Origin of the sequence: Microbacterium halotolerans, from assembly GCF_003569805.1 — a bacterium.
Classification (GTDB): domain Bacteria; phylum Actinomycetota; class Actinomycetes; order Actinomycetales; family Microbacteriaceae; genus Microbacterium; species Microbacterium halotolerans.
Map to the genome: position 1 here is coordinate 98,843 of NZ_KZ984051.1, position 26,603 is coordinate 125,445.

Consider the following 26,603-nt stretch of genomic DNA (forward strand, 5'->3'; position numbering starts at 1 on the left):
CGGCAGGTCCGGTCGAGCCCGTCGCCGCTGGTGCGGCTGAAGGCGCCGCCGGGCGGGGCGGTATGACCGGACCCTGCGCGTCAGCTGGTGGGTTCGGTTCCTGGCCCGGCGTCGGGGTGCTCTCGGTCATCTGGGTCCTTCGGCAGCGTGCACATGTGTTCCGCGACCAGAGCCGCGACGACCAGGACGATGCTCGCCCCCACCGCAGCGATGATCGCTCCCATCGACCCTATCGGCGCGGGGACGGGTCGGGTAGTGAGGAACACGATGAGGCCGAGACCCGCGCCGCCGACGGCCGCGCCGACGAGGCTCGACGCCTTCGCGAGAACCGCGATGCGCAGCGCGCGGAACGGGTCGACGCGCGGCGCCTTCTGGTCGTTCACCGATCGGCGGATCGGCCAGGCCAGGACGATGCACGCGCCCCCGAGCACGACGAGCAGGACGGTCAGGCCGATGGGCGGCGTGAACGTGGGGTGTCCGGTCGTCGTGAGCACCTGATCGATCACGAACCCCGCACCGCCGCCGAGCACCGCGGCGACGATGAGGGCGAGCGGATCGGTGCGCTTCACGCCGCCCCCTCGGCGAGCAGGCCGGCGAGCAGATCGTCCGCCCGGCCTCGGCCCGGCACTGCGGCATCCGGGTCCAGTTCGAGCCACGGCCCAAGCACGAAGTCGCGCTCGTGCGCGCGCGGGTGTGGCAGCGACACCTCGGGGCCCGCGGAGCACACGTCGCCGTATGCGATCAGGTCGAGATCGAGAGTCCGATCGCCCCACCGCTCCTCACGCACGCGCCCGTGGGCGTTCTCGACATCGTGCAGCGCCGCCAGCAGTGCGGCGGGAGCGAGCGTCGTGCGCACCAGCGCCACGGCGTTGAGGTAGCCGGGCTTGTCCGGGTCGGGGCCCGTCGGTGTGATCGCAACCGATTCGACGGGCGTCGACATCCGGATGTCCGTCACGCCGCCCAGCGCGGCGATCTGACGCTCGGCGGCGGAGAGCGTCGCGTACCGGTCGCCGAGGTTCGCCCCGAATGCCACGACGGCGTCGACGGCGGCCGCGTCGGGCGAAGTCTCAGGCTGGGGTGCCTTCTTCGTCGCTTCGTCGGTCATCGTGTGCTCGTTCCCTCGCCGCTCGGCGGCGCGCCCTGCGTGCGCATCACCGTCACGGAGACGTCGTCGAAGCGCTGCTCGATCGGGGCCTGCGGCTTGTGCACGGTGACGCCGACGAATTCGATCCGCTCGTCGGCCAGCACCGCGCCGCCGATGCGGTGAGCGAGCGTCTCGATCAGATTCACCGGCTCGCCCGCGACGATCGCGGCGACACGATCGGCGACCTCGCCGTAGTGCACGGTGTCGGTGACGTCGTCGGTCCTGGCCGCCTGCGCCATCGGCAGCGAGATGTGCAGATCGATCACGAACTCCTGGCCGTTCTCGCGCTCGAAGTCGAACACCCCGTGGTGCCCGAACACACGCAGGCCGGTCAATTCGATCATGCCGGAGCCATCAGCGTCCGGCGCACCTGCGGCACCCGGCACCTTCGTGCTCCCGGCGACCGGAGCGCCGTCCCACGCGTCGAGCACCGCGAGCGCGTCGACCGTGCCGACGACATCGTGCACGCGCACGCCGTAGGCGCCGGCCCTGGCCGTGAGAACGCTCGTCACGGCCGTGGCCAGGTCGCGACGGCCGGTCGAGGCGTCGTCGCCGAGTGCTGTCGTGAGCAGTCGCTTGCGCGAGACTCCGATCAGCAGGCGGAAGCCGAGCGCGCTGATCGCGTCGAGCTCGCGCAGCGCCGCCCAGCTCTGCTCCGGCGTCTTCGCGAAGCCGATGCCCGGGTCGAGGATGATCTGCTCGTCGCGCACACCAGCGGTCCGTGCCGCCTCGACGCGCCGCAGCAGCTCGGCCGCGACCTCGTCTCCCACGCGCGAGTACTGCGCCGTCGCGTACATGTCGGCGGACGGCCCGCGCCAGTGGCCGATGGCGATCTCGGCGTCACCGGCCGCGACCACGTCGAAGATGCGCGGGTCCTCGATGCCGCCCGATACATCGTTGACGATCCTCGCACCCGCGGTGATCGCGCGCTCTGCGACCTCGGCGCGGTACGTGTCGACGCTCACGACGGCGCCATCGGACGCCAGCGCCTCGATCACGGGGAGCACGCGGCGCAGCTCCTCTCCGGCGCCGATCGGGTGCGCACCGGGCCTCGTCGACTCTCCGCCGACGTCGAGCACGGTCGCGCCCTGCTCGCGCAGACTGCGCCCGTGCGCGATCGCGGCGTCGTGCGAGAAGAATTCGCCGCCGTCGCTGAACGAATCGGGCGTGACGTTGACGACTCCCCAGATCTCCATCAGCCCTCGCCCTTCCCGATCAGCGCGATGATCTCCGCCCTGGCCGCCGGGTCGGCGAGCTCGCCGCGCGTGGCGATAGTGACGGTGGAGCTGTCGGCCTGCTGCGCTCCGCGCATCGTCACGCATTGGTGCACCGCGTCGAGCACGACGACGACGCCGCGTGCGGCGAGGGCCCGAGCGATCGTGTCTGCGATCTGCTCACCGAGGCGCTCCTGCACCTGCGGGCGGTTGGCGAGGATGTCGATGACCTTGGTGAACGCGCCGAGCCCGACCACCTTCTCGCCTGGCAGGTACGCGACGTGCGCCGTGCCGTGGCTGGGCAGCAGATGGTGCTCGCACACCGAGCGGAATCGGATGCCCCGCACGATCACCGCTCCCGACGGCTGCGTCTCTGGAGCCGGCCCTGAGGCGACGCTGATCGTCGAGGCCAGCGGAGCCGCGGGGTCCTGCGAGAGACCGCCGAACATCTCGGCGACCATCTCCGCGACCCGCTCCGGCGTACGGGTCAGCCCCGGGCGATCCGGGTCCTCCCCGATGGCGATCAGCAGCTCGCGCGTGAGTTCGGCGACTCTGTCGCGGTCCACGCCCTCCGGACCAGCCATGGATCAGGCCGTGGCTGGACGGGAGCTGCCGGATGCCGGGTGCGGCTGGGCCTCGCCGGGCGCGGCCTGTGGGTCGGCCGCGTTGGCCGCCACGGGCATCTGCTCGCTGGCGCGACGCGGCACGTCGACCGGAGGCAGATTCGAGACCGGGCGACCATCGCTGGAGAGCCACTGCGGGCGCTTCGGCAGCTTCCGCACGTTCGCGAAGATCTCGTCGAGACGATGGTGGTCGAGCGTCTCCTTCTCGAGCAGCTCGTGGGCGAGCCCGTCGAGGATGTCGCGGTTCGCCGTGAGCACCTCGTACGCTTCGTCGTGGGCTTGCTCGATCAGCGCACGCACTTCGGCGTCGATCGTGGAGGCCGAGCCATCCGAGAAATCACGGCCGTGCCCCATGTCGCGTCCCATGAACACTTCGCCGCTGGCGCCCGCGAGCTTCACTGGCCCGATGGCCGTGGTCATGCCGTACTCGGTGACCATCTTGCGGGCCGTCGACGTGGCCTTCTCGATGTCGTTCGACGCACCCGTCGTCGGGTCGTGGAACACGATCTCCTCGGCGACGCGGCCGCCCATCGCGTAGGTGAGCTGGTCCTGCAGCTCGTTGCGGGTGATCGAGAACTTGTCCTCGAGCGGCAGCACCATCGTGTAGCCGAGTGCCTTGCCGCGCGGCAGGATCGTGATCTTCGTGACCGGGTCCGAGAAGTTCATCGCCGCCGCGGCGAGCGCGTGGCCGCCCTCGTGGTAGGCCGTGATGAGGCGCTCCTTGTCCTGCATCACGCGGGTGCGGCGCTGCGGGCCGCCGATGACGCGATCGATCGCCTCGTCGAGGGCGCGGTGATCGATCAGCTGCGCATTGGAGCGCGCCGTGAGCAGCGCGGCCTCGTTGAGCACGTTCGCCAGGTCGGCGCCTGTGAAGCCCGGCGTCTTGCGTGCGACGGAGTTCAGGTCGACGCTGTCGGCGAGGGGCTTGCCTCGGCCGTGCACCTCGAGGATCCGGTGGCGGCCGGCGAGGTCAGGTGCGTCGACGCCGATCTGGCGGTCGAAACGGCCGGGACGCAGCAGAGCGGGGTCGAGGATGTCCGGACGGTTCGACGCCGCGATCACGATGACGTTGGCGTTCGGATCGAAGCCGTCCATCTCGACGAGCATCTGGTTCAGCGTCTGCTCGCGCTCGTCGTGGCCGCCGCCCATGCCCGCACCGCGCTGGCGGCCGACGGCGTCGATCTCATCGATGAAGATGATCGCTGGGGAGTTCTCCTTGGCCTGGTTGAACAGGTCGCGCACGCGACTGGCGCCGACCCCGACGAACATCTCCACGAAGTCCGAGCCGGAGATCGAGTAGAACGGCACGCCCGCCTCACCGGCGACGGCACGGGCGAGCAGCGTCTTTCCGGTGCCGGGAGGGCCGTAGAGCATGACGCCCTTCGGGATGCGCGCGCCGACCGCCTGGTACTTCGACGGGTCGGCGAGGAAGTCCTTGATCTCCTGCAGCTCTTCGAGCGCCTCGTCGGCTCCGGCGACGTCGGCGAACGTCACATCCGGGTGCTCCTTGTTCGCGATCTTCGCCTTCGACTTGCCGAACTGAGCCATCCGGCCGCCGCCCTGCGCGTTCGCGAGCAGGAACCAGAACAGCAGTCCGAGCAGCAGCACCGGGATCAGGAACGTCAGCAGGCTGGCGAAGATGCTCTGCTGCGGAACGTCGTCGTCGTAGCCGTCGGCCGGCGCGGCCTTCTCGACCGCGTTGACGAGGTCGTCTGCGCGGGCGCTGACGTAGTAGAACTGCACGTCCTCTGCGCCCTCGTACGCCTCGGACAGGTGCATGTCGACGCGCTGGTTGCCGTCGGTGATCGTCACCTCGGTGGCTGCGCCCTTGTCGAGAAGTTCGAAACCCTCCTGGGTCGTGATCTGCTTCGGCCCGCCGAGGCTGTTGATCAGGATGAACCCGGCGATCAGCAGCACGCCGATCAGCAGCACGTAGATCAGAGGATTGCGGGTGAGCTTCTTGGCGTTCATGGTGTGGGCGCGGGCCCGGCTCCCTTTGGGTCGATCAGCGACGCGCCATGGCGCGTTCATAGAAGGCTATCGCGCCGCGTTTATGGCGCGACTGTGATTCGCCCGCGGCGTAACGCGGGGCCCTGCCGCTCAGGTGCGGCGAAGCGCCGCCATGACCGCCTGTTGGCGGCGTTCTCCCGCACTCGAGGGGCTGTAGGCGCCGCTCGGGTCAGGAGTAGATGTGGGGGGCGAGGATGGCGACGTCCCTCAGGTTGCGGTACTTCTCGGCGAAGTCGAGGCCGTAGCCGACGACGAACTCGTTCGGGATGTCGAAGCCGAGGTAGCGGCAGTCGATCTCGACTTTGACCGCCTCCGGCTTGCGCAGCAGCGCGAACACCTCGACGGACTCGGCGCCGCGCTCGGCGAAGTTCTTCAGCAGCCAGCTGAGGGTGAGGCCGGAGTCGATGATGTCCTCGACGATGAGCACGTGGTAGCCGCCCAGGTCCGTGTCGAGGTCCTTGCGGATCTGCACCACGCCGCTGGACTTCGTACCTGCGCCGTAGCTGGAGACGGCCATCCAATCCATCTCGATCTCGCGGCTGAGGTGGCGGGAGAAGTCGACCATCACCATGGCCGCGCCCTTGAGCACACCGACCAGCAGGAGCTTCTTGCCCGCGTAGTCCGATTCGACCTGACGGGCGATTTCGGCGAGTTTGGCGTTGATGTCCTCTTCTGTGACGAGAACGTCTGTGAGCTGGTCGGTGATGTCCGCGGCGCGCATGCCCTCAAGTGTAGAAGGCCCACCGCTGCGCGCCCGCCCCTGAACTCCTCAAGTCTCCGCCCACTCTCCAACCGCCCGCTGCAGATAAGACGGAGACTTGACGAGTTGTCAGCGTGCGGCGAGCACGATGCGGCCGGACCGACGCTCGGCCGTGAACCCCGGCAGATCGATCGGGCCCTGACCGTGCCAGTCGGTGACCAGCCGCGCGATCTCGAGGGTCTGCCGTCTGGTGAGGCTCACGCCGAACTCGCTCTGCGCGACGAGCCGGATGATCCGGTTCCGGATCGCGGACGGGTTCGCCTCGAGCGCCGCGGCGGAGACCGCGATGCCCGCTTCGGCGTGCTCGACGATGTCCTCGATCGTCTCCTCGATCATGTCGGCGAAGGCCTCGTTGTCCTCGCGCAGCTGCTCTGCGGTGCGGGCGAGCGCCTCGGCGATGCCTGGCCCGAGCTCCGTCTCGAGCACCGGCAGCACTCGTTCGCGCACCCGCACCCGCGAGAAGCGGTCGTCCGAGTTGTGCGGGTCCTGCCATGGCTCGATTCCGGAAGCCGCGCAGAACGCACGGGTGTCGTCGCGGCGCAGCGCGAGGAACGGACGCACCCAGGCGAGCCCGCGCTCGTCGACTCGCCGCGGCGCCATGCCCTGCAGGCTGCCGGCTCCCGCGCCCCTGGCGAGCGCCAGCAGCACGGTCTCTGCCTGATCGTCGAGCGTGTGGCCGAGGAGCACGGCGACCGCGCCCATCTCTGACGCGACACGCGCGATGGCACCGTAGCGGGCATCGCGCGCCGCGGCCTCCGGCCCGCCGTCCGAGCCGACCTCGACTCGCGCGATCCGGGCATCCGGGATCTTCAGTGCGCGAGCCTGCTCTGCCGCGCGCTCTGCCACCTGGTCCGAGTCGGCCTGAAGCCCGTGATCGACGGTCACAGTCGACACTTGAAGCCCGAGCTTCGGTGCCTCGTGCGCCGCGGCCGCGGCGAGCGCGAGAGAGTCCGCGCCGCCCGAGAGCGCGACGAGCACGGTCGCTCCGCTGCCGGAGAACGGGCGAAGCGACCCGCGCACGGCGAGGCGGCAGGCGGCGATCGCGGGGTCGAGCATGGGTTCACGGTAGTACGCCTCAGCCGTTTCGCGACGTCGCCGGGTAGGCTGAGCGCGCCAGATCGGCAGACTTTCAAGGAGTTACCAGGCATGGGCGCATACGACGCTGTCATCGAGATTCCGCGCGGCAGCCGCGTGAAGTACGAGGTCGACCACGAGACCGGTCGGGTGTTCCTCGACCGCGTGCTGTACACGACCTTCGGCTACCCCTCCGACTACGGCTTCTTCGAGAACACTCTCGGCGAGGACGGCGACCCGCTCGACGTGCTCGTCGTGATGGATCACTCGGTCTACCCCGGCGTCGGCGCGAAGGTTCGGCCCGTCGCCGTGCTGAAGATGAGCGACGAGGCCGGCGGCGACGACAAGGTCGTCGCGGTGCTCGCCAAGGACCCTCGCTGGGACCACATCCAGGACGTCGAGGACCTCCCCGAGTACACCCGGAAGGAGATCGGTCACTTCTTCGAGCACTACAAGGACCTCGAGCCGGGCAAGTGGGTCAAGGTCGACGAGTGGGCCGGCGCGGCCGAGGCCGAGCGCCTGGTCACCGAGGCGTTCGACCGCGCGAAGACTCAGGGCCACTGAGCCGCAGCGTCTTCGGGGGAGGGTCCGCTTCGGCGGGCTCTCCCCTTTCTGCGCTCCGGCGGGTGTGCCTGCGCGAGGCGGGCTCCGGAGCGGGCCGACCCGCGCGCCGGATGGGCCGCGGCACGTCTGCAGATGAGCAGAGTCGGCCCGTGCGCAGGGGCGCCGAGTCGCGGCAGAATCAGCCGGATTATGCAGTGCCTCAGCGAAAGCGCAGTGGCTCAGCGCCGCTCGACTGCGGGCCCGACGCCCGCTGCCTCGTCTCGTCCGAATGTCGGGCATCCGGGAACGCGGTCAGAGGTAGACGCCACGGGCCGCCATGAACGGCGCAGGGTTGATCTGCCCACCGCCTTGGAAGACCTCGAAGTGCAGGTGGCAGCCGAAGGAGTTTCCCGTGTTCCCCTCGTAGCCGATCACCTGTCCGGCCGAGACGCGCTGACCGTAGCTGACGACGATGTACGACTGGTGGGCGTATCCGGTTGCAATGCCGCCGCCGTGATCGATCTTGACGAAGTTGCCGTACCCGCCGAGCCCACCCGCCCAGATCACGGTACCGGAGTGCGCGGCGTAGAGCGGTGACCCGCAGCCGGCAGCGAGATCGGTGCCCCTGTGCCAGCCGCTGGCGCAGTATCCGGTGCCGCACTGCACCATACGAGGTCCGAACCCTGAGGTGAGTCGCCCGTTGTTGGGACGGACCCATCCGGAGCTGGACCCCCCGCCGCCACCGCCGCCGTTGCTGCCGGTGGATGTACCGCCGCCTCCGCCGCCGCTTCCGCCACCGCCGCCGTTGTTGCTGTTGTTCTTGGCGCGTTCTTCGGCTTCTCTCTTGCGACGCTCTTCTTCCTTGCGGCGCTGCTCGGCCTCGTACTCCTTCTTGGCCTTGACGCCTTCCTTGTACTCCTTGACGGTCTTGCTCGTCTTGCCCTGAAGCGCCTCGAGCTGAGCTTCGAGAGTGACGAGGTGCTCCTCCTGCTGAGCAAGAGCGGCCTCGGCCTCCTGCTGCGCGGCACGGGCCTCCTCGAGCTTCTTCTCTGCGACCTTCTGCAGCCGGTCACGCTCCTCGCGTGCCACCTCGGCCTGGTCGCTGAGCGCCTGCGCGGAGTCGCGCGCGGCGACCGCGTCTGCGCGAATCGCCTCGTTCTGCTCCGAGAGCTTGTCCATCTGGCCGAGGCGGGCCAGAAGATCGTCCGCGCTCGCACCGGAATCGGCGAACAGCACACCGAGAGAGGTCTCACTCCCGCTCGTGCGTGTGAGCTGCGCGGCGAGGCGGGCCGCGGCGAGCTCGGCCTCGTTGGCTGTCTTCGCGGCCTCGTCCGCCTGCTCCTGAAGATCCTCGACTCGCTGAGCTGCGGCGAACGCATCCTGCTGCGCCTCGTAATACGCGTCTGCGGCCTGCTCGGCACGGGCCTGCGCCGCTGCGACATTCTCTTTGAGCTGAGAGATCAGCCCTTCGATGCGGCGGGTCTCCGCCGCCTTCGCCGACTGGCTGCTGCGAGCAGACTCTACGTCCGCCCAACTCGGATAGTCATCCGGATCGTAAGCGGCGGCCGGCTTCGCAAAGGCCGACACGCTGCCGGCAGCGACACCCACCGCGCCTACGGCAAGAGCAACGCGACGTGTGACCGGCCCCCAGAGCGAGCGACGCTCAGCCGCGGTCGGGGCGCACCCGCAATCCACCTCGGTAGCAGCGTCCATCGAGTCCTTCACCGCCTCTTTCACACGAGTCACAATAACAACACCATTCACAAACGTACCTGATTTGGGCGCGGACCGGCAGATTTTGCTTCACGACAGGTGCTGCGATGAGCACGGAGCGCATGCCCATCCTGCCCGGCGACACTCCCGGGCAGACTTCGGCGCGCCCCCGATTTGAAGATTCGCGGCGGATGTACGTATGCTTGGTTGTCGGCAACGGTGAGCCACACGGTTCGCCCCGGCCCCATCGTTTAGCGGCCTAGGACGCCGCCCTTTCACGGCGGTAGCACGGGTTCGAATCCCGTTGGGGTCACCGTACCGAACGACAACTTCATAATCATGGCCCTGTAGCGCAGTTGGTTAGCGTGCCGCCCTGTCACGGCGGAGGTCGCGGGTTCAAGTCCCGTCAGGGTCGCTCCAAGCGACGGGCCTTCTTTCGAGGAGGCCTTTTGCGTAGGATGCGGCAGATGGATGATTGCCGTACGGCTCTGTAGCTCAGTTGGTAGAGCGTTCGACTGAAAATCGAAAGGTCACCGGATCGACGCCGGTCGGAGCCACAAGGACCGTCATTACAACGGTTCTAGAAACCCTCGCCTAGCTTCTACATGGCGGGGGTTTTGCTTTGCCCTGATGAGGGGTAGTTTCCGAGACGCTCCCCTGGACCGTTCCGACCAGTCTTAGAGCCTCCGCAGCTCCCGGTCGTTGAGCGAGCGAAGCGAGACGAAACGCGCCGCTCACGAGGCTTGTGCCGGTTTTGTGCCGGTCTGCGGCCTTGAGCTGTCGCTGGACCAGTCGCGCCATCGCGCGATACACTTGAACCACGGCGGGCAGTAGCCCTCGGAGCCTGGCAGTCTTCCGGACGGTATGACGAGCCAGGCTCACGTATTTCTACAAGCGGGTCACCCGCCGCTCGACGATCGTCTCAACGCGACGGATCCAGTCGCCGCCGTTCGAGTAGCACCACGCGACGGCGTCGCTCACCCACAGCAGCGGATGCTCGTGCGGCGCGACGTGCCGATAGAGGAACTCGGACGCCGACTCGCGACGGACGATCCCGGCGATCAGACGCCGGTCGGCGTGCTCGAGGGATTCGTCTCGTTCAATGAACAGCTGCGCGACGCCATCCCGAACGGCATCCTCGACGAGGGCGCCGAGCGACAACGGCCGTGCTTCCTTGTCCGGCAGTTTCCGCACGATCCACACGCTGACACGGACGTTGAGCTCACAGATCCGCGACAGGATCAGCCGGCGACGACTGTCGCTCTCACTCTTGAAGTGGAGACGTCGCTGCCCCGGCTTCAGCAAGGCGCGCAGCTCTCGATCCGCCGCCTTGACGTCACCGACGGCCGATGCGGTGGCCACGACGTAGTAGCCACGGGCCTTCGACTCGTCGACGTAGACGCGGTCAGCCGGGCGGAAGGTCACTGTTTCACCGGAGACGAGCACGCGCAGACGACCCTGACACAGCTCGCAATCCTCTCCAGCGGAGATCTGCCAACGAGTGGTTGGCGAATTGCGCAACAGCTCGTTGCCCAAATTGCCCAGCAGCCCGCCGAACAATGACGGGCCGGGGCACCTTCACCCACCAGCGCGCCCACGCTGGCATTCATCCAACGGTCCGTTGGACGATTGTGCAACGAGTCGTTGCACACGTTCGACGTTCTCGGGAACCGTGGGCAGGCCGTACCCGCGAAGCTCCTCACGGATCTCGTCGTCGTCCGTCTCGTGCCCGTTCATGCTGTGCACGAGCACGATCGCCGCGGCGATGTCTGCGATCGGATCTCCTCGCCGACCAGGGCCGAGATACATCAACTTTTTCGCCACGCACTCCCCCTTGTGCCTCTACAGCGAACGCAGCCACTCGTCGATCACCGCGAACGGGATCGGTGCGTAGCCGAATGCGTCAACGCCAACGTGGAACTGGCGCCCGTCCGCGCCACGATCGCGGTCATGAGTGTGCCCGTGAATCAGCGGCAGCCCCTCCTCGACAGGACGATGCCGCTGGTGACGCTCCGTCTCCCGCGAGTCGCCCCGATACGGATAGTGCGATGCCAGCAGCGGACGCCCATGACGCTCCCCACGAAGCATCTCTGGCAGCACCACCCAGCCTGCGTCCTCATACAGGGGGCGAAAGCGCTCGATCGCCCGCTTCGACTGCGTCGCCGACGACACCCGATCATGATTGCCCGGAACCAGGAAGCGTCTGCCGTGGAGCTGCGCCGTCAACTCGAGGCTCCGGTCAATCGGGCCAAGTGCCACATCTCCCAGATGAAGCACGACCGCATCCGGCGGCACGACCTCGTTCCACAGGCGCACCAGCTCCGCATCCATTGCTTCGACGTCACTAAATGGGCGCTCGGCGAGTTCGCTGATGCGCTTGTGCCCGAAGTGCGTGTCGGAGGTCACGTAATCGACGACACCAAAGTCGAACTGCCCACGAAGTTTCGGAGACTCACTCAACATCTGCCTCCGCTCAATGGAAGGAGCCAACCACGAGGACGACTCCCCGTCAGCAAGCTGGCCATGCATTGGAATCCGGGTCGACTCGCTCTGCAAACTCGCGCAGGTGATCACGTTGACGGGCATCCGCATCGTGCCGGCCGACGCCACCGCGCAGCAGAGTCAGGGTGCGAACATCGCGCCCCAAAGCGTGATCGAACTTGACCTCTGCCGTTGCCTCGATGAGACTCCAACTCCCTACCCGATTCGACATTCTCCCAGCACGGCCGAACGCATACGCGGGAGCAAGCGCTGGGAACCAAAACCACTCTCCGTCAAGCGAGACGGCAAACCCTCGGCTCCGTTCATGCTCGAACGTAAACCGATCGGTCTTGAGACGGTCCGCCTCAACAATGACCTCGAACGGATCTCTCACAAGCAACTCCATTTTCTGATCAGGCGGACCGCATGCCGCCAGCATCGGCTTCGAACATCCCGTCCAATGCTGCGCCAGCACGCTTCGCGGCATCCAAACGCGCCCGACTGTAGCGCTCGGTCACCTGGAGCGACGAGTGCCCCAGGATCGCTTGCACGTCGTTCGCTGCGGTCCCGGCGTCGAAGAGCAGCGTCGCGAGCGTGTGACGGAGATCATGGATCCGGAGGTCCGGTCGATCGAGTCGTTCCCGCAACGCTTCCCAGCCGACCGCGCGACGAACATTGGAAGTGTTCAGCTGGCCGCCGCGCGGACCGGTGAAGACCAGCTCAGTGCGACGCTTGTCCTCGATGGCTCGCCTCATGGTCGGCACGAGCACCTCCGGAAGCGGCACCGTGCGTTCCTTGTGGCTCTTCGGCGTCTGCTCCACCGCTGCCCCGCTCGCGGTCGTTCCGAAGTTGCGCCGAACATGGATCACCCGGCCGTCGACGTCCACGTCCCCGACACGCAGCGCACTTGCCTCCCCCGCACGCATACCGGTGTAGACGAGTGCGGCGAGGTAATCACGGTACGGACCAGCTTCCACGTGTTCAAGCATCGTGCTGACCTCAGACATTCGGAGTGCTCGTGATCTGAAGCTGTCGGCTCGCTCATCCTTCGGGCGACGCGCAAGTCGTGCCGGATTCGACTCGATCACACCGGAGCGGGCCGCACCGTCGAGAAGTCTGCTCAGCAGGGACAACGCGTCACCGCGTGTCGACGCCGTCCCCTTCCATCCGGCGATTGCGGCCTCGATGTCGCCGACCGAGATCGATTCGATCCTGCGATGTCCGAGCCACGGTTTCACTCGCTTCCGCCAGGCGACGTCGTACCCGCGAGACGTGGCGGGCCGGACGCTTTCGACGAGGATCGGCCAGTAGCAGTCTCGCCACGCTTCGAGGCTCATCCCGCCGTCGGGACGAACTCGCGATCGGGCTTCAGAACGAAGACGCTTCGCCTCAGCGAGTGTCTCGACGAGGTAGCTTCTTTCCCTGTCCTGACCGTTGAGACCCACCGCCCACACGCGCACCTGGTACTTGTTCCGATCCCTCCGGTACCGAATCCCTTCCGGCAGCGGGCGACGGCTCTTCGGGTCGATTCGCTCGCTACGGCCGGACACGGGTGCCCCCTCGCTCGAGGAAGGCGGCTATCGTGTCGGCCTTCCACAGCATGTGCTTGCCGACCTGCGCGTCCGGGAATGGCACCCGCGCTTGCCGACGGAGCGAATCGAACGTCGACAGAGGAACCCTGCACCACTCGGCAGCTTCTCGACGCGTCAGATACCTCGTCTCGTCGATGCCATCGCCGTCGAACGCGTCAATGGTCTCGGCGTTGCTCTTCATGATCCGTCCTTCCTCCCTGCCCGTTCTCTCTGCTCTTCGCAGCCCGCCACTCCCGCGCGGCCCGTGCCGCTTCCATCGCGAGCAGCTTGTCCGCCTCGCTGCGCCAGCCCATGCCTGCGAAACTCCACTGGCCGATGACCAGCACGTCGTCCGTGTCGTGTCCGTCTTCTCGTGCGTGTTGAATGACGCGATCCAGCCGCCAACGTCGACGAGCACCTCGCAACTCACCGAGAGTGATCGAGTACCGCCGCGATTTGGAGGAGAAGTGCCCGCGGAACCCGAGCATCGACGACCACTTCCTCAGCTGGACGTACGCGCTGTCGGGCTCTGCGACGTCGGCAACCGCCTCAGCGGTGGCCCGGAGCATACGGATGTGCTTCCGACCGTTCTCAGCACCATCAAGGTCGTCGGTTGCCTTCGTCGCATACTTCGCGATGTATGCCGCGACTGCCCGATCCGACAACGCTCCTTCGAGCCCGTCGCGCCGAACGATCGGTCGGATGTCGATCTGCTTGCCCCACTGCAGAATCGGGCGAGCGCCTCCTCCCGGAAGCGCAGGCGCTTCGTATGCGACGGAGCGCGCAGCCTCGCGAATCGCTGCCACGAGGTGCTCTTCCGTGACGTCGGGCGGCGGACTGACGAATTCCGTCCGCTCGTCGACGCCGTCGAGCCGGATGATCGCGTGGAAGTGCACAGCCCCGCGCTTCTGGAACTCAGCGACTTTCGCGAATTGCACACGCACGATCTCCGCAGCCGCGCGCTGGGTGAGCCCGAGTTCTCGCGCCAAGCGGCGACGGAGCTGAATGGTGAAGCGCCGCCACAATTCGGGAGCGCAGAACTGCCACACGATGTGCCGCTCATAGTCGTAGCACTCGGGACACACGGGGTCACCCAGGTGAGCTTCGTTCTCTGAGTGTCCGCACCGGCATCCACGGGGTCGCCCGTGTTCGCAGACACCGACAGCACGTGAACCGGCTTCCGAATGCACCGCGCCGAACGATGGAGCGGTCAGCGTGAGGAACACCGTCGGATGCTCGCGAACCGTATCCGGCACGCCCTTCATCCCGCCGCCGGCACCGGCCATGATCATGTGCCAGGTGTCGCCCTTGTACTCGTGACTGCAGGACGCGCATCGTTGCGCACGACGATTGCCACAGCGCACGTAGGCAACGCCATCGACAGCCGACCCGGAATCGAACTCGCGCAGAACGACACCGCTGTCGGCGTCGAGCGTCACCGCGGAGCCAGCGAGCTTGACCGGGTTCGAGCAGTACCCCACGCGCGCCGCATCGCCCATCCAGCGGTCGAAGTCGGACGTGCGCAGTCGCGCGGCCACGGATTCAGCGAGGTTCACCGCGCACCTCCAGCACGGGAGCAGCGCAGCCGATCGAATAGACGGCGCCGACGATGACGTCCTCGGACATCACGGGACGGCAGACTTCGTCGTCGAGGCCGCTCTCCTGGCGTTGCGCCTGCCACTCGAGAATGTCGGCATCGCTGCATGAGAGGTTCGCGATCCGGCCGTACTCGGGTGAGTACGACGCCATCGCGGAATCTTCGTAGACCGCTTGGAAGTCTTCGTCAATCCGGTCCCACACCAGCGACAAGTTGCACGGCACTGGGCTCGCCTCGTCCTGGCGACCGGTCGAATCGGAGTGCTCGTATGCGTAACCTCCGGCTGCCGCCGCTGCCAGGAGCAGCACTCCAACGCTCAGCGCGCCGCTCACGGACGCAGCCTTCTTCACGTTCATGACGTCTCCTCTCGCGACTTTCGTTCTGTTCGCCGCCCTCGCGCCCGTCGCGGCTTCGGCTGCACGTGTTCGGGTTCAGGCACGTGCACGGGGCGCTGATGAGGCGCCTGATAGGCAGTCGCCAGGCTGCGGATATGACCATCTGATGCATATGCAGCCCGCACGCGACGGGGCGGTGAGCCAGCCTCGTCCAGCACGTAGGCAGTACCTGGCATCGACGAGGAGATCTCGTGACAGAGCGCCCCAGCGGCCACGGCACCGTCGCCGAGGACCATGGCCGTTTCCGTTCGATCGCGCAGCCGCAACCCGACTGTCTGGGTGAAGAGGCCACGTGCTGGCAGCGTTTCTTTGCGCGGATCCTGCAGGCACGCGAACACGATGAATCCCACGGCGCGGCCCTGGGACGCGAGCGTCGCAATCGCCGCATTCGCGCGGCGCAGCGTGTCGCGATCGTTCTCATATGCCGTCAGCGCAGCGAGCTCGTCGATCAGCACGATCACCGTGGGCATCTCGCTCGATGCCACATGCTGCCGAGTAACCCCCGCCAACCGACGGGCGCGGGCCTGCATCTGCTCAACAGCATCCTCGAGCAGTGCGACAGAGTGCGCAGCGTCATCGGCGAACCGCGTAAGCAGATCCTTGCCAAGCGCGAGTTCCATTCCGCCTTTGCGGTCAATGCCCCAGACTTCAATGGTCCCGTCGTGGATCGGATGACGGAGGCCGAGAAGCAGACCCCAGATCAACGATGCCTTCCCGCTCCCAGAGGACCCGGCGACAAGGGTGTGAGGTCCGACCGGTAGCCGCCACTCGGAGCCATCTTCCGCAAGCCCCATCGAGACGCTACGCCCGTCCCATTCGACCTCCTCCGGGACCAAGAACGGCTGTTCCAGTACGTCCACGTACTGGACGCGAAGAGCGATGTTCCCGGAGGCTTGCCCGATCACGGCCACTCGGCTCGCTCCGAACGCCTCTCGAATCCGGCCCACGACCGCGTTGATGTCCTCGATTGCAAGCCCAGGCGGTGGAGCGACTCCGATGTCGCAGGCCCACCCGGACCACGTCGGACGCGCGATCGGCATGAACACGTTGCGCCCCTCAAAGTCACGTACCCCGAGTTTGAGCGTCACAACCAGCGTGGGCCAGACAGCCAGGATCCGCTTCGTCATCGCCTCCTGCCACCGGCGATGGAGCACAGCGTCGAGGTTGCGCGCGGCACGAACGCGCCGAAGAACGATCACGATCACCACCACAACGAACAGCCAGTTGACAACCTGGCCGACGCCGGGCACCGCGTACAGCGCGGCAAGCGGCAGGAACGGGATCAGCAACCACTTCCCAACGCGCCAGAGGCGCGGCCACTCCCCTGCCCAGTACTGTCTCTCCTTGCTCCATGACCCGCTCATCACTCACCGCCGCGAGTCTTGGGAGCAGCCTTCATCTCTCGAGCACGCAGTGAGAACGCGACGCGAGGACGACCGCCGGTCTCCTTCACGTAGGGAGTGACGGAGAGCCCATCGAACACGATCGGCCGGAATGGGAGACCGTGCGCCTCCGGGGGCGCCTGCGGCTCGGTGACGCTCGAGATCTTGACGGAGACCTCGTTCTGTCCCTTGCGGGCGTCTGGGTCGGCATCGATGACGCGGACCTGCCAGAGCGGATGCCCGGTGTTCTTGTCGAGATCCTGCCCCTCACGCTTGCCGTCGTCCGACCACTTCGCCACGGGCTCGACCTCGCCCACCATGAACGCGCCGCGGGGGAAGTACGCGTCGAAGTCGACCGGGATCGCTGTCTGCAGTGCCATTACTCATTCCTCTCAGTTAATGAGCGTTTCGCTCACATGGCAAGCATGACACCTATGGCTCGCATAGTCAACCTTTTTATTTCTTCGACGAACTTCCCGTCTCTGTCAGTGTCGCCGCCCGCAAGTAAGCTGTTCCCATGGAGACGCACCAATGAGCGAGATCTCTCAGCTGCCGGAGTGGGGCACGGTGCCCCCACCTGTCATTGGCGTGCTGCAGCGTCTCAAGGAGAAGGCGTCCGCCGCCGCGGCCGCCATGGATACGGGGCCAGTGGATTCACCGACGCCTCAGAACCACGACGCGGCGTTCCGAACGATGTCCGCCGCCGCGGAAGCCGCGGACCGGGCCACGCGCGACTACCGCAGCGTGTTCAACGCCTACACCCACAAGTTCCATCAGCCAAAGCCCCCTATCGGGGAGCTTGCAGCGATGCAGGGGACGATCACACAGTCGTTCGCCAAGCGCTACACACCGAAGACCATCGAGGCGATCGAAGCGCTACTCTCCCCATCGCCGGACCTCGACGCCATCCGACGAGGCGTGCGGGCGCTCGGGTTCGACGACCTGTGGGGACTCTCGGGCCCACTTGACGCCACCATGACCGCCGCGCAGGCCGACCCGAAGTTCAAGCCATGGCCAGCGGTCGCAGACATCGCACGCGCGAGGCCGGAGCTGTGAGGACTTTCTCTACTCGTTCAAGGCCGGCCTAGCGGCCGGCGCGAAGCCGCGCACTGCGGTGCGTCCGGTCCTCGCTACGCTGCGGTCCGGGCGCTCCTCGTCTGCCGCTTCGCAAACTCACCACGCCGGCATCTTGAAAAGCCGACCGTCATCTCCGTCGTCGTGAAGAGTAACGACAATATCGTCAGCATCAAGGAAATCTTCAACTGCTCCGGGAAAGTCACTGTCGAGCGCGGAAAACGCGATCTGAACCCCATGCTCCGCATACTGTCGGAACACCTCTAGCAGCTTCTCCCTCTTCCTGGGCTCCAGCTGCTCAAGTGCGCCATCGTGGTAGACGAAGCGCGCGAAGGGAACATCGATGAATGACCTGAGCATCGCAAGATCGAAAGCGATACAAAGAAGCTTCTTATAGGTCGTGCCCTGGTCACCACCCGTCGCAGTGCCTGATTCACCGACGAACTCGGCTGCGAAGTCCAGGCCTCCGGCCCCATTCATACGTACAGTAAGGATGGCACTCTGACCCGTCACGTACGCCACCACCTCGTTGAAGTAGGAACGCAGCACAGCGAACCTACTCGAGGAGTCACCACTCACATTGACAAGGTCAGCCTCGACCTGACTCTCAATACGTCCAAGCTCCTCCACCGCTTCACGATGTTCGCGCCGCAGGTTGATAAGTCGTGCCGCCGATTCACGTCGAGCTTCAAGCACCGCGAGTTCAGAGCTTAGCTTCGAGACATCGGAGCTAAGCTCCTTGTATTTCTCAAGCGATGCCGACTCCTGCAGGAAGGCTAGCGCGCGGGATCGCTGCTCATTTAGGTCCGCCAGTTCACCGCTCAGAACACCCATCCGCGACTCCGCGCGGGTAGCTTGCTCCTGGAGCGCCTCGCGTCGTTCAGCCGTGATCGCTCTGTTGAAAGCGACCAACTCGTCGAAAGAACGGACAACCTGCTCGCCAAGAACAACGCCTGCCTCTGCAAACAGCGTTTCGATCTGCCTTGGTTTCACCGTGATGTTTCGTTCCGCGAGCGACGTGTCTATCCGTGCCAGCAGCTGCTGAAGCTCGTAGCGCTCCTCATTCACACGAAGAATGCGTTGCTCAATGTCTTCCGCGAGCAGTTCCGAAACTCGAGCGTCCTCCGCGTCAAAATTGAAGGTGTCGAGGGCAGCGGAACGTTCGGCCAGCGATTCCTTCTTCAAAGCGATGAGACCATCAAGAGAAGCCGAATCGTCATGGCCGCCCCACTCCGCCACGAGTGTGTCCAACTGCCCCTTTAGCGCCTCAACATCCGCCCGTTTGTCGTAAAGCGCTCGCACCCTGGTCGATTCCAAGCCAAGCAGGTGCGCTACAAACGGCTTCCAGTCCTGATGCTTGCCCGAGAACTTGCCCAGCTGAAACACATCCTGGTAGTCCTGTTGCGTGCGGATCAAATACCCAACAAGCTTTCGGTACTCCCACGGCGCCAGGGCATCCCAGCCGAGGATCCCATCCAGCATCTTGCGGGCGCGTTCGAACGCTAAACCTTGCTGATCCCAGGCCTCGGCTGGAATGGACTGAGCATCCAGGATCGAGTGCTCACTGCGAAGAATCGAGATACGAGATCCAGGGTTTACCGGTCTCGCCACCGTTACGAATCCGCGACCTTCGACTTCCAACTCAAGGAAGAAGGTGAAGGTATCGAACGCCGGAACCTTGAACAGAAACTGACTGTTCGACTTCCCTTTGAGGAGACAGAAGTCGATCAGTTCGCCAAGCTTGGTCTTACCCAGGTTGTGCGTGTCGATATCACGGACGTCGGGCGCGTGTATTTCCGCGACGATCACAGAGATCCTTCGATTAAACTCGATAGGCTCAAAGATGTCCGGCTTGTTCGAATAGAGGCGAGTAATCCTCATGATCTCTCCATAAGCTCGAATGCGTCCGCTTTTGGCAAGTAGTTAACCAAGCCGACTAGATACAGAAGATCGACTGCAGGGATTAGCAGGTAATCCGCTCTCTTTGTAGCCTTTTGCACTGCCTCATACAATTCGTCGTACGTCACAACGCCGGCACGACGCAGCAGTCTCAACGCGGCAGCTGCGGCATTAAGGACCGTATGATCGGGGTGAGCGTGCTTACTAGGCACCAACATGGACAGTCTTCCCAATATCGCAATGCCAGTACATATAGAAGAGCAGCGCCCGCAGGCTTTTTTTGTTGCTCGCCAATATTCCATCCCGACGCACGAGAGCATCCACGAGCAAGTTGAATATTCGATCAAAAGACTTATGCTCGTCGAATGCCGCAAGAACCTTGAACTGAAACTCCTCTACGGCGGTGTCATAGTGCTCTTTGAGATCCGCGTTCATAGGATCGGCGAGGAAGGCATCAATGGCAGGAGTATATGAAAGGTAGCGGTCACTCAATTGCTGAGCAAAGTCGGCGCTAACATAATTTGCCCGATTCTTCTCTGAATATGAAACACGGGGTGTCACACCGAGTTCGGTCGCAAGCTGGTTGTCGGCGAGGCCAGCGCCAACAGCAAGGATGATCTCGGCGATCTCATAGCTCGACACCAGCAGAGATCCCGCCGGGAATGTGATCCCCGCGAGAGCTACTACCTCACGCTTTTCGCGGAGGAGTGATGCAAGCCTTTCGACTCCGATCAGGCTTATCTTGTCCATGGCGAGCCCAGAACCACTTGAAATGCGTTGCATGATCAAGGGCGCAGTTCGCCCGCCGAGTCGACGGTTGGAAACCAACAGGTAATTGTCACACTCGTTTGCGTCTACGAGAGCCTTGATTCGCCCGATCTCTTCAGAAAGAACCGAACTCTTTTTCGCCCCACTGAAGGACCCCTCAGCGAAGTGAGCATTGAGCGCGTTGGTATGCTTAGCCTGAATCACAGTGATCCCCTTCCAGGGACCGGCTGTGCTGGGGAACCGTTCCGCCACACCATGAAAGCGCGCATCGCGGCCGCCGTCGGGGCCCTTCGCGAACTCCTGAACACCGGCCCCGAAGAGGTAACGTGCGCACTCTACGACGAGGCGCTCGAACTGGTCCTCGTGAAGATCCTCGAACGGGTAAGACATGCGTCTATGCTACGGGCAAGCACCGACCTGGCTCGGCAAGGCCGAGTGCCGGTTCTGTGCCGGTAGCTCCACTGAAACTACCCCAGTTCAGCCGCGAACAACCAAGACAGCATCCGCGGAATCACGCGGCAAACGGCGACCAACGAGCACTCGCTAGCCCACCGCATCCAACTGAAAATCGAAAGGTCACCGGATCGACGCCGGTCGGAGCCACTGGAACCCCCGCGTAGCTTCTACATCGCGGGGGTTTCTTCGATTTTCCGGGGATCTCTCCCCCTCCCTCGTCTCGACACGGTGAATCCTGCCCGTCAGCGCACGAAGCAGAGGCCTCTGCGTCCGTCGATGAGCACACACAACCGGACGCAGTATCGCACGGCGCACCCCGGAGCGACTTCGCCAAGCAGGGCTTCAGACCTTGACCCCTGCCATTCTCCCGGCTGAGACGACGAGCGCCAGGTTCAGACATCCGCGCGTCCGCGTCGTGCATCTCTTGATCGCCAGGCGAGCCTGCGCGCGAGCGATCATAATCGCCCTACTCTGTTCTTATGACTATCGTGGTTACTCATAAGATCGGAAGGTTGTCCCTATGAATAAGACACCCGCCGACGGTGCATCAGACTTCGGTCACGCCTGGCCGCTGGTAGGAACGGAAGAGCTTGAGTGGAAGCCGTCCGCGCAGGTGCGTTCGTCGGCGCTCCCGCCTCGGCGCTACCGCGCAGCGGTCCCGGCGCTGATCGCGGACTCGTGGCCGACCGTGGATCGTGAAGCCGCCGCGCTCGCCACGGAAGCCACACACGAACTGGGCCGATTTGATGCCGAACTTGGCCATCGAATCGCCACGTTCGCCCCTGTGCTCCTACGCTCCGAGGCCGCCTCCTCATCACAGATCGAAAACCTCACTGCGAGCGCACGCGCCATCTTCAGTGCCGAACTCGGCGCAAAGCGAAGCCGCAACGCCACCGAGATCGCCGCCAACACTCGTGCGATGAACACTGCCCTGGAGCTGGCGCAAGATCTTTCGACACCCACCGTCCTCGCCATGCACGCAGAACTCCTCGCGGATCAGCCCCGGCACACTCCAGGAAGGTTCCGAGACGAAGCAGTCTGGATCGGAACCCGATCCGACTCCCCGTTTGGGGCCGAGTTCGTCGCACCGCGCCACGAGCGCGTGCCCGCGCTCATCGACGACGTTCTGACGTTCGCGCAACGCACCGACATTCAGACTTTGGTCGCGGTAGCGGTCGCACACGCCCAGTTCGAGACCATCCACCCCTTCAGCGATGGCAACGGACGCACCGGTCGCGCCCTGGCTCAGGCGATGTTGCGTCACCGCGGCATAACTCGGAACGTCGCCGTGCCGGTTTCCGCGGGTCTGCTCGCCGATGTCGAGGGATATCACCGCGCCCTCACCGCATACCGCACAGGGGATGTCTCCCCCATCACACGATCGTTCGCGAATGCGTCTCTCCGTGCCGTGACCAACGCCCGTGAGCTGGTGGCCGAGCTGGACGAGATCAGGCAGACATGGAACGACCGCCTGCACGCCCGTAAATCGAGCAACGCCTGGCGACTGCTGGACATCATCCTGAGGTGCCCGGTGCTGGCGTCGGCGACCGCCGCCGCGGAACTCGGCGTCAAACAACCCAACGTCTACCCACCCCTCCAGGCACTCGTCGATGCCGGCATCCTCAAGTCCAAATCCGAACACCAACTCGGCCCGTTCTGGAGGAGCGACGAAGTGCTCGGCGCCGTCGACAGGTTCGCTGAACGCGCCGGCCGACGAGAAAAGGCCTGACAGCCAAGCTGTGAGAATTTTCCCTACTCGTTCAAGGCCGACCTCCGGCCGGCAGCGCGGAAGGAAGCGCCGCGCCTGCGGTCCGGGCACTCCTCGGCGCCGCTTCCGCCGACGCTCCTGAAGATCCACGGGATCAGACTTACAGTCATGGACCTGACCTATCGGCGAACCTGCACCAACTTTCAATACCCTCACCGACTCGACCGTTCACTTTCAATCCCGCGTCCACAATGTAGGCAGATCCGTCTAGACTTACATTGTGGACATCGAACGCTTCGGAACCAGCCCGCTAGGCTCGCTCACTCCGATCTCGGGCATCGATGGACGCTTCAACCGTCCGTTCGAACACTTCGCCTACGTCGCAGATCCACTGACTGACGAACCGCAACTCGAGAGTTCCACCTGGCATGAAGTCACTCGAGCCAGTCGTGCACTCGCACGACTCGACCAGGCCTCACGCCAAGTCCCCAACCCACGGCTATTCCTCCGTCCTACGCTCCGACGCGAGGCGCAGAGCACGTCCGCGCTCGAAGGAACGTTCGCCCCCCTTGAGCAGGTCTTGGCTTCCGACGCAACCGAGATCAGCGCCCGCAGCAAAGAGCTCCAAGAAGTCCTCAACTACATCGAGGCCGCCACCCTGGCGTATGGCGCGATCGAACAAGGACGCACCGTGAACGTCGGTCTTCTAGAGACGGTGCACGCCATCCTCGTTCGCGGCACCGATGCCGACACTGAGCAGGCCGGGCGAATGCGCACATCACAGGTCGCGATCGGGAGCCCGACCGGCGCCGTTGAGGATGCTCGATTTGTTCCGATGCCTCCGGGTGTACCCCTAGGAGTAGCGGTTCAAGACCTCACGCAGTGGATCAACCGGCGCGATGCGGCACGCGATCCCATCGTTGCCGCCGCGATGGCCCACTACCAGTTCGAGACGCTCCATCCATTCAACGACGGCAACGGGCGCATCGGTCGCCTCATGGTCGTGTTGCAGTTCATGACTGACGGCCTTGTCGGCGAGCCCCTGGTCAGCGTCTCACCTTGGCTTGAGGCGAGACGCGCTACCTACCAGGAGCACCTCGCGCACGTCTCAGCCACTGGTGATTGGAACCCGTGGATCACGTTCTTCGCAGAAGGTGTAGCCGCGTCGGCCGAGGACGTAGCCCATCGTGTGAATCGGATGCTCGCCGTTCAGGCACGCTACGTACAGGTTCTTCAAGGAGCGGGAGCGCGTGGCGTCATCCGCGACATCGTTGACGCGCTGATCGGGGACCAAGTCATAACCGTGTCACTCATGAGTGACCGGTTCGGCCGAACCCCTCAGGCTGTATCACCAGCGATCCAGAAGCTTGTCGATCTTGGGATACTGTCAGGTCCATACGGCAACTATGGGCGCCAGTTCATCGCCGACGACATCTTTCTCGCTGTCACCGCACCCCCCGGACGCGTACCGCTCTCGAATGATCCACTTCGTCATGAGACCAACGAGGAACCTTCTCACCTCTGACGCATGACGAGCCTGGCACCTGCAAGTCCAGCGCCGGGAGATTCACCAGCTGCGAGAGAGCGGAGCAATCGCACGGCGACGATGAGCGTGCCCGCATCGAACGACAGTTCGTCAAGAGGCGAGTCCATCAAGGAGCTTCGTTGCAAGGCTAGCGACGATCGAGCCTAGAGCCCCGGAAGCTGTACTTCCGGCGAAGGACCCCAGCCACCGCAACGCAGCAGGGCGTCTCGGATCGGAGATATCACGACGTTTGATCACATCGTCCACAACGTCCACCGCACGAGTGAGCTTGGCCCGTGCCCTGGGGTCTGTGACTATCCGATGAGACGTTCCACTTCGAGCGACGCCGGCAGATGGTTCGGACTACGCCGCAGGCTCCACGCGGAAAGTGCAGGAACGCGCCTCGGCACTGACCGTGGCGCGAATGTCTCTCGTCGGTGCCGCGGCGTACTTGCGCTCGACTTCGGCGTCGATCGCGGGCTGAACCTCCGCGTCGACCGGCACCTCGACGAGTGAGACGTCCACGCGCGGCAGATCGAGCGCGGCGATGCGGTCGGTCTCGGCGATGCTGCCGTCGCCATCCACGAACGACACCGGCCGCCCCGCAGCGACATGGCGATACCACCATGAGCCCTTGCCGAAGGCCGATCGCACGTACGGCACGCCGTCCACGACCATCGACCAGATCGCCGTCGCCGCCCGTTCGCCGTTCTTCCGCGTCGTCACGATCGCGACGACATCCGTCTCATCCAGCAGCTTCACCAGGTGTTCGAAGGCCATAGCACGACGCTACCGCGCAATCACGGGGTTGGCCGCGGGCAGCGACAATCGGGCACGCCCCAAGGCCACCTGCGCCGAACGCCCCGTCCCGTCACGCCCGCGTCAGACGAGACCGAGTTCGCGCGCCCGCGAACCCGCTTGGAACCGCGACTCCGCACCGAGCGCCGCCATCAGCTCGGCGACTCTGCGGCGATAGGTGCGCACGCTCATCCCGAGCGTGCGTGCCGCCGTCTCGTCCTTCACGCCCTCGCTGAGCAGATCGAGCACGCGAGGCGCCAGCATCCGGATGTCCGCCACCTCCGCGTCGTAGGCGTCGAGATCGGTGGACGAGCGCCACGCCGATTCGAACAGCGACTGCACGCCCTGCACCGTGTCGGCCAGGGTCAGGATGCTGTAGGTGCGCTCCCCCGAGCGTCGTCCGCCGGCGAGGATCGCCACGCGTCCGTCGAGGATGATGGTCTCGCCCAGCTCTTCGGTCGTCACGCGCACATCGACCTCGCCCGGCACCCCCCGGATGACGGACATCCGCTGATCCCAGCCGGGTTCGAGCAGCGCACTGCTGCGGTACAGCTTGCGCACTCGCGAATCGCGCGACGGGGCGTGGCCGAACGCGTTGCCCCCAGAGGTGCCATGGCGCCACCCCCAGCCAGCGAGATCGTTCGCGGCACAGGTGATCTCCGTGGCCGATTCGAACAGGTGCGCCGTGCGGCGGAAGACTTCCTGCTCGCCGTGCACGACGGTGACGGCATCTCCGGTTCGCGTCATGGTCTGCATGCCTCCACTCTGCTCGCGGCCCGCGCGCCCCGGCATCCGGTGGCAACAACCTGCCAGACGGAGAGATTCCCGCGCGCTTGCGAGCAGAGTATCGGCATGACCGCACAGAACGCACCCACCATCACCGCCCGCGACTCCGGCACCTGGACCATCGGCGACCTCACCGTCAATCGGATCGGCTTCGGCGCGATGCGCCTGACCGGCATGCCGTGGGACGAGAGGCCCCGCGACCGCGACGCCGCGATCGCCGTCGTGCGCAGGGCCGTCGAGCTCGGCGTCAACCACATCGACACTGCCGCCTTCTACTTCGTTCCGACCCGCTCCGCCAACGAGATCATCGGCACCGCGCTGCATCCGTACCCGGATGACGTGCTGATCGCCACGAAGGTCGGCCCCGCACGACCCCGGTCCGGGACATTCGAATTCGAGCCGTACGGGCGACCGGATCAGCTGCGCGAACAGGTCGAAGAGAACATCCGCCAGCTCGGCGTCGATTCGATGGGACTGGTGAACCTGCGCTGGGGATCGGGCATGGGCAAGGAATCCGGTTCCGTCGCCGAGCACATCGGCGCTCTGTCGGACCTGCGCTCTGCCGGCCTGCTGCGCAGCATCGGCATCTCGAACGTCTCGGCCGAGCAGCTCGCCGAGGCGCTCGAGACCGCACCGATCGCGAGCGTGCAGAACCGCTACGGCCTGACTGAGCGCGACGACGACGACGTGCTCGCCCTCGCCCGAGAGTACGGCGTCGCCTTCGTGCCGTTCTTCTCGATGGGCCGCTCGCTGCCGAACGCCGTTCCCGGTGCGGAGGCCGATGAGACGGGAGCGGACGTCGTGGCGGCTATGGCCGATTCCCACGGCGCGACGCCGACGCAGATCCGCCTCGCCTGGACCCTGCACCAAGGCGAGAACGTGCTCGCGATCCCGGGAACCGGCGACCTCGCGCACCTGGAGCAGAACGTCGCCGCCGGTGCCGTCCGACTGACGGACGAGGAGCTCGCAGCGCTCGACGGGGTCACCGACCGCACGCGACGCTGAGCACATCCGTCGAATCGCCGGCGACTGCGCTCAGTGCGAGCAGCCGTCCGGTCCCTGCAGCGCCGGCGGCGCTTCGT

27 protein-coding genes and 3 tRNA genes are annotated in these 26,603 nt (G+C 65.4%); 8 read left to right on the forward strand and 22 right to left on the reverse strand.

From position 1 onward, the window contains the following. Positions 1–80 precede the first annotated feature (80 nt). The 7 genes from DZG09_RS00440 to tilS form a co-directional block, all read right to left on the reverse strand. Positions 81–569, reverse strand: a complete 489-nt coding sequence (locus tag DZG09_RS00440) for a DUF3180 domain-containing protein (RefSeq protein ID WP_119695793.1) — start codon at positions 567–569, stop codon at positions 81–83. Then, entirely contained in the window at positions 566–1,105 is a 540-nt protein-coding gene (gene folK, locus DZG09_RS00445) for a 2-amino-4-hydroxy-6-hydroxymethyldihydropteridine diphosphokinase (protein WP_119695794.1), read from the reverse strand. The genes DZG09_RS00440 and folK overlap by 4 nt, the downstream gene beginning before the upstream one ends. Beyond that, positions 1,102–2,340 (reverse strand): dihydropteroate synthase, encoded by a 1,239-nt coding sequence (folP, locus tag DZG09_RS17015; protein WP_338039968.1) that lies wholly within the window; start codon positions 2,338–2,340, stop codon positions 1,102–1,104. Before folP ends, folK begins: the two co-directional genes overlap by 4 nt. Further along, a complete protein-coding gene (folE, locus tag DZG09_RS00455; RefSeq protein WP_119695795.1) occupies positions 2,340–2,942 on the reverse strand; it encodes a GTP cyclohydrolase I in 603 nt (200 codons plus the stop codon). The genes folP and folE overlap by 1 nt, the downstream gene beginning before the upstream one ends. A 3-nt stretch (positions 2,943–2,945) precedes the next feature. Next, entirely contained in the window at positions 2,946–4,952 is a 2,007-nt protein-coding gene (gene ftsH / locus DZG09_RS00460; RefSeq protein WP_119695796.1) for an ATP-dependent zinc metalloprotease FtsH, read from the reverse strand. A 208-nt stretch (positions 4,953–5,160) separates the two neighbouring features. Further along, positions 5,161–5,712, reverse strand: a complete 552-nt coding sequence (gene hpt, locus DZG09_RS00465; protein ID WP_119695797.1) for a hypoxanthine phosphoribosyltransferase — start codon at positions 5,710–5,712, stop codon at positions 5,161–5,163. Positions 5,713–5,820: 108 nt separating this feature from the next. Further along, positions 5,821–6,807, reverse strand: coding sequence for a tRNA lysidine(34) synthetase TilS (gene tilS, locus DZG09_RS00470; protein ID WP_119695798.1), 987 nt, complete (start codon positions 6,805–6,807; stop codon positions 5,821–5,823). Between the two features lie 90 nt (positions 6,808–6,897). Here tilS and ppa point away from each other — a divergent pair, with 90 nt between their 5' ends. Further along, positions 6,898–7,389, forward strand: a complete 492-nt coding sequence (gene ppa, locus DZG09_RS00475; protein WP_087054171.1) for an inorganic diphosphatase — start codon at positions 6,898–6,900, stop codon at positions 7,387–7,389. Between the two features lie 291 nt (positions 7,390–7,680). On the opposite strand, the gene DZG09_RS00480 is transcribed toward ppa, so the two are convergent. Continuing rightward, the gene (locus DZG09_RS00480; protein WP_240423568.1) at positions 7,681–8,976 is read right to left on the reverse strand and encodes a M23 family metallopeptidase; all 1,296 of its coding nucleotides are present in this window, start codon (positions 8,974–8,976) and stop codon (positions 7,681–7,683) included. A 345-nt stretch (positions 8,977–9,321) separates the two neighbouring features. Between DZG09_RS00480 and DZG09_RS00485 the strand changes: the two genes are divergently transcribed. The 3 genes from DZG09_RS00485 to DZG09_RS00495 all read left to right on the forward strand — a co-directional run bounded on the left by DZG09_RS00485 (position 9,322) and on the right by DZG09_RS00495 (position 9,638). Next, positions 9,322–9,394, forward strand: a tRNA-Glu gene (locus DZG09_RS00485). Between the two features lie 28 nt (positions 9,395–9,422). Then, positions 9,423–9,496 (forward strand) — tRNA-Asp (locus tag DZG09_RS00490). Between the two features lie 69 nt (positions 9,497–9,565). Continuing rightward, positions 9,566–9,638, forward strand: a tRNA-Phe gene (locus tag DZG09_RS00495). Between the two features lie 331 nt (positions 9,639–9,969). Here DZG09_RS00495 and DZG09_RS00500 read toward each other — a convergent pair. The 9 genes from DZG09_RS00500 to DZG09_RS00540 form a co-directional block, all read right to left on the reverse strand. Then, on the reverse strand, positions 9,970–10,641 hold the full coding sequence (locus DZG09_RS00500) for a hypothetical protein (RefSeq protein WP_162893061.1): 672 nt from the start codon (positions 10,639–10,641) through the stop codon (positions 9,970–9,972). A gap of 18 nt (positions 10,642–10,659) precedes the next feature. Next, complete coding sequence (locus DZG09_RS00505) at positions 10,660–10,905, reverse strand: hypothetical protein (RefSeq protein WP_162893062.1); 246 nt, start codon at positions 10,903–10,905, stop codon at positions 10,660–10,662. Positions 10,906–10,923: 18 nt separating this feature from the next. Then, the gene (locus DZG09_RS00510) at positions 10,924–11,667 is read right to left on the reverse strand and encodes a metallophosphoesterase (protein WP_162893063.1); all 744 of its coding nucleotides are present in this window, start codon (positions 11,665–11,667) and stop codon (positions 10,924–10,926) included. Between the two features lie 308 nt (positions 11,668–11,975). Beyond that, the gene (locus DZG09_RS17020; RefSeq protein WP_338039969.1) at positions 11,976–12,899 is read right to left on the reverse strand and encodes a tyrosine-type recombinase/integrase; all 924 of its coding nucleotides are present in this window, start codon (positions 12,897–12,899) and stop codon (positions 11,976–11,978) included. 199 nt (positions 12,900–13,098) lie between these two features. Next, positions 13,099–13,335: a MerR family transcriptional regulator gene (locus tag DZG09_RS00520; protein WP_119695803.1), complete on the reverse strand. Its 237-nt coding sequence runs from the start codon at positions 13,333–13,335 to the stop codon at positions 13,099–13,101. Further along, positions 13,310–14,689: a replication initiator gene (locus DZG09_RS00525; RefSeq protein WP_119695804.1), complete on the reverse strand. Its 1,380-nt coding sequence runs from the start codon at positions 14,687–14,689 to the stop codon at positions 13,310–13,312. Before DZG09_RS00525 ends, DZG09_RS00520 begins: the two co-directional genes overlap by 26 nt. Next, positions 14,676–15,086, reverse strand: a complete 411-nt coding sequence (locus DZG09_RS00530) for a hypothetical protein (RefSeq protein WP_119695805.1) — start codon at positions 15,084–15,086, stop codon at positions 14,676–14,678. Before DZG09_RS00530 ends, DZG09_RS00525 begins: the two co-directional genes overlap by 14 nt. Further along, positions 15,083–16,414, reverse strand: a complete 1,332-nt coding sequence (locus DZG09_RS00535) for an FtsK/SpoIIIE domain-containing protein (RefSeq protein ID WP_162893065.1) — start codon at positions 16,412–16,414, stop codon at positions 15,083–15,085. The genes DZG09_RS00530 and DZG09_RS00535 overlap by 4 nt, the downstream gene beginning before the upstream one ends. Positions 16,415–16,488: 74 nt before the next feature. Then, on the reverse strand, positions 16,489–16,887 hold the full coding sequence (locus DZG09_RS00540) for a plasmid replication, integration and excision activator (RefSeq protein WP_119695807.1): 399 nt from the start codon (positions 16,885–16,887) through the stop codon (positions 16,489–16,491). Between the two features lie 151 nt (positions 16,888–17,038). Here DZG09_RS00540 and DZG09_RS00545 point away from each other — a divergent pair, with 151 nt between their 5' ends. Then, positions 17,039–17,563 carry a hypothetical protein gene (locus DZG09_RS00545; RefSeq protein ID WP_119695808.1) on the forward strand — a complete coding sequence of 175 codons (525 nt, stop codon included), beginning with the start codon at positions 17,039–17,041 and terminating at the stop codon, positions 17,561–17,563. 117 nt (positions 17,564–17,680) lie between these two features. Here DZG09_RS00545 and DZG09_RS00550 read toward each other — a convergent pair whose 3' ends face one another. From DZG09_RS00550 to DZG09_RS00560, 3 genes are read right to left on the reverse strand one after another with little or no spacing between them, the layout of a single operon-like run. After that, the gene (locus DZG09_RS00550; protein ID WP_119695809.1) at positions 17,681–19,462 is read right to left on the reverse strand and encodes a DUF2326 domain-containing protein; all 1,782 of its coding nucleotides are present in this window, start codon (positions 19,460–19,462) and stop codon (positions 17,681–17,683) included. Then, the gene (locus tag DZG09_RS17040; RefSeq protein ID WP_420845863.1) at positions 19,459–19,800 is read right to left on the reverse strand and encodes an ABC-three component system middle component 8; all 342 of its coding nucleotides are present in this window, start codon (positions 19,798–19,800) and stop codon (positions 19,459–19,461) included. Before DZG09_RS17040 ends, DZG09_RS00550 begins: the two co-directional genes overlap by 4 nt. Beyond that, complete coding sequence (locus DZG09_RS00560) at positions 19,685–20,638, reverse strand: ABC-three component system protein (protein ID WP_119695811.1); 954 nt, start codon at positions 20,636–20,638, stop codon at positions 19,685–19,687. Before DZG09_RS00560 ends, DZG09_RS17040 begins: the two co-directional genes overlap by 116 nt. A gap of 754 nt (positions 20,639–21,392) precedes the next feature. On the opposite strand from DZG09_RS00560, the gene DZG09_RS00565 reads away from it, so the two are divergent. Next, positions 21,393–22,433 (forward strand): Fic family protein, encoded by a 1,041-nt coding sequence (locus tag DZG09_RS00565; RefSeq protein WP_240423570.1) that lies wholly within the window; start codon positions 21,393–21,395, stop codon positions 22,431–22,433. 259 nt (positions 22,434–22,692) lie between these two features. Then, positions 22,693–23,937, forward strand: a complete 1,245-nt coding sequence (locus DZG09_RS00570) for a Fic family protein (RefSeq protein WP_119695813.1) — start codon at positions 22,693–22,695, stop codon at positions 23,935–23,937. A gap of 363 nt (positions 23,938–24,300) precedes the next feature. Here DZG09_RS00570 and DZG09_RS00575 read toward each other — a convergent pair whose 3' ends face one another. Continuing rightward, positions 24,301–24,717 carry a DUF2255 family protein gene (locus DZG09_RS00575; protein WP_119695814.1) on the reverse strand — a complete coding sequence of 139 codons (417 nt, stop codon included), beginning with the start codon at positions 24,715–24,717 and terminating at the stop codon, positions 24,301–24,303. Between the two features lie 102 nt (positions 24,718–24,819). Then, complete coding sequence (locus DZG09_RS00580; protein WP_119697295.1) at positions 24,820–25,482, reverse strand: helix-turn-helix transcriptional regulator; 663 nt, start codon at positions 25,480–25,482, stop codon at positions 24,820–24,822. A 105-nt stretch (positions 25,483–25,587) separates the two neighbouring features. Between DZG09_RS00580 and DZG09_RS00585 the strand changes: the two genes are divergently transcribed. Beyond that, complete coding sequence (locus DZG09_RS00585) at positions 25,588–26,526, forward strand: aldo/keto reductase (protein ID WP_119695815.1); 939 nt, start codon at positions 25,588–25,590, stop codon at positions 26,524–26,526. Positions 26,527–26,603 lie beyond the last annotated feature (77 nt).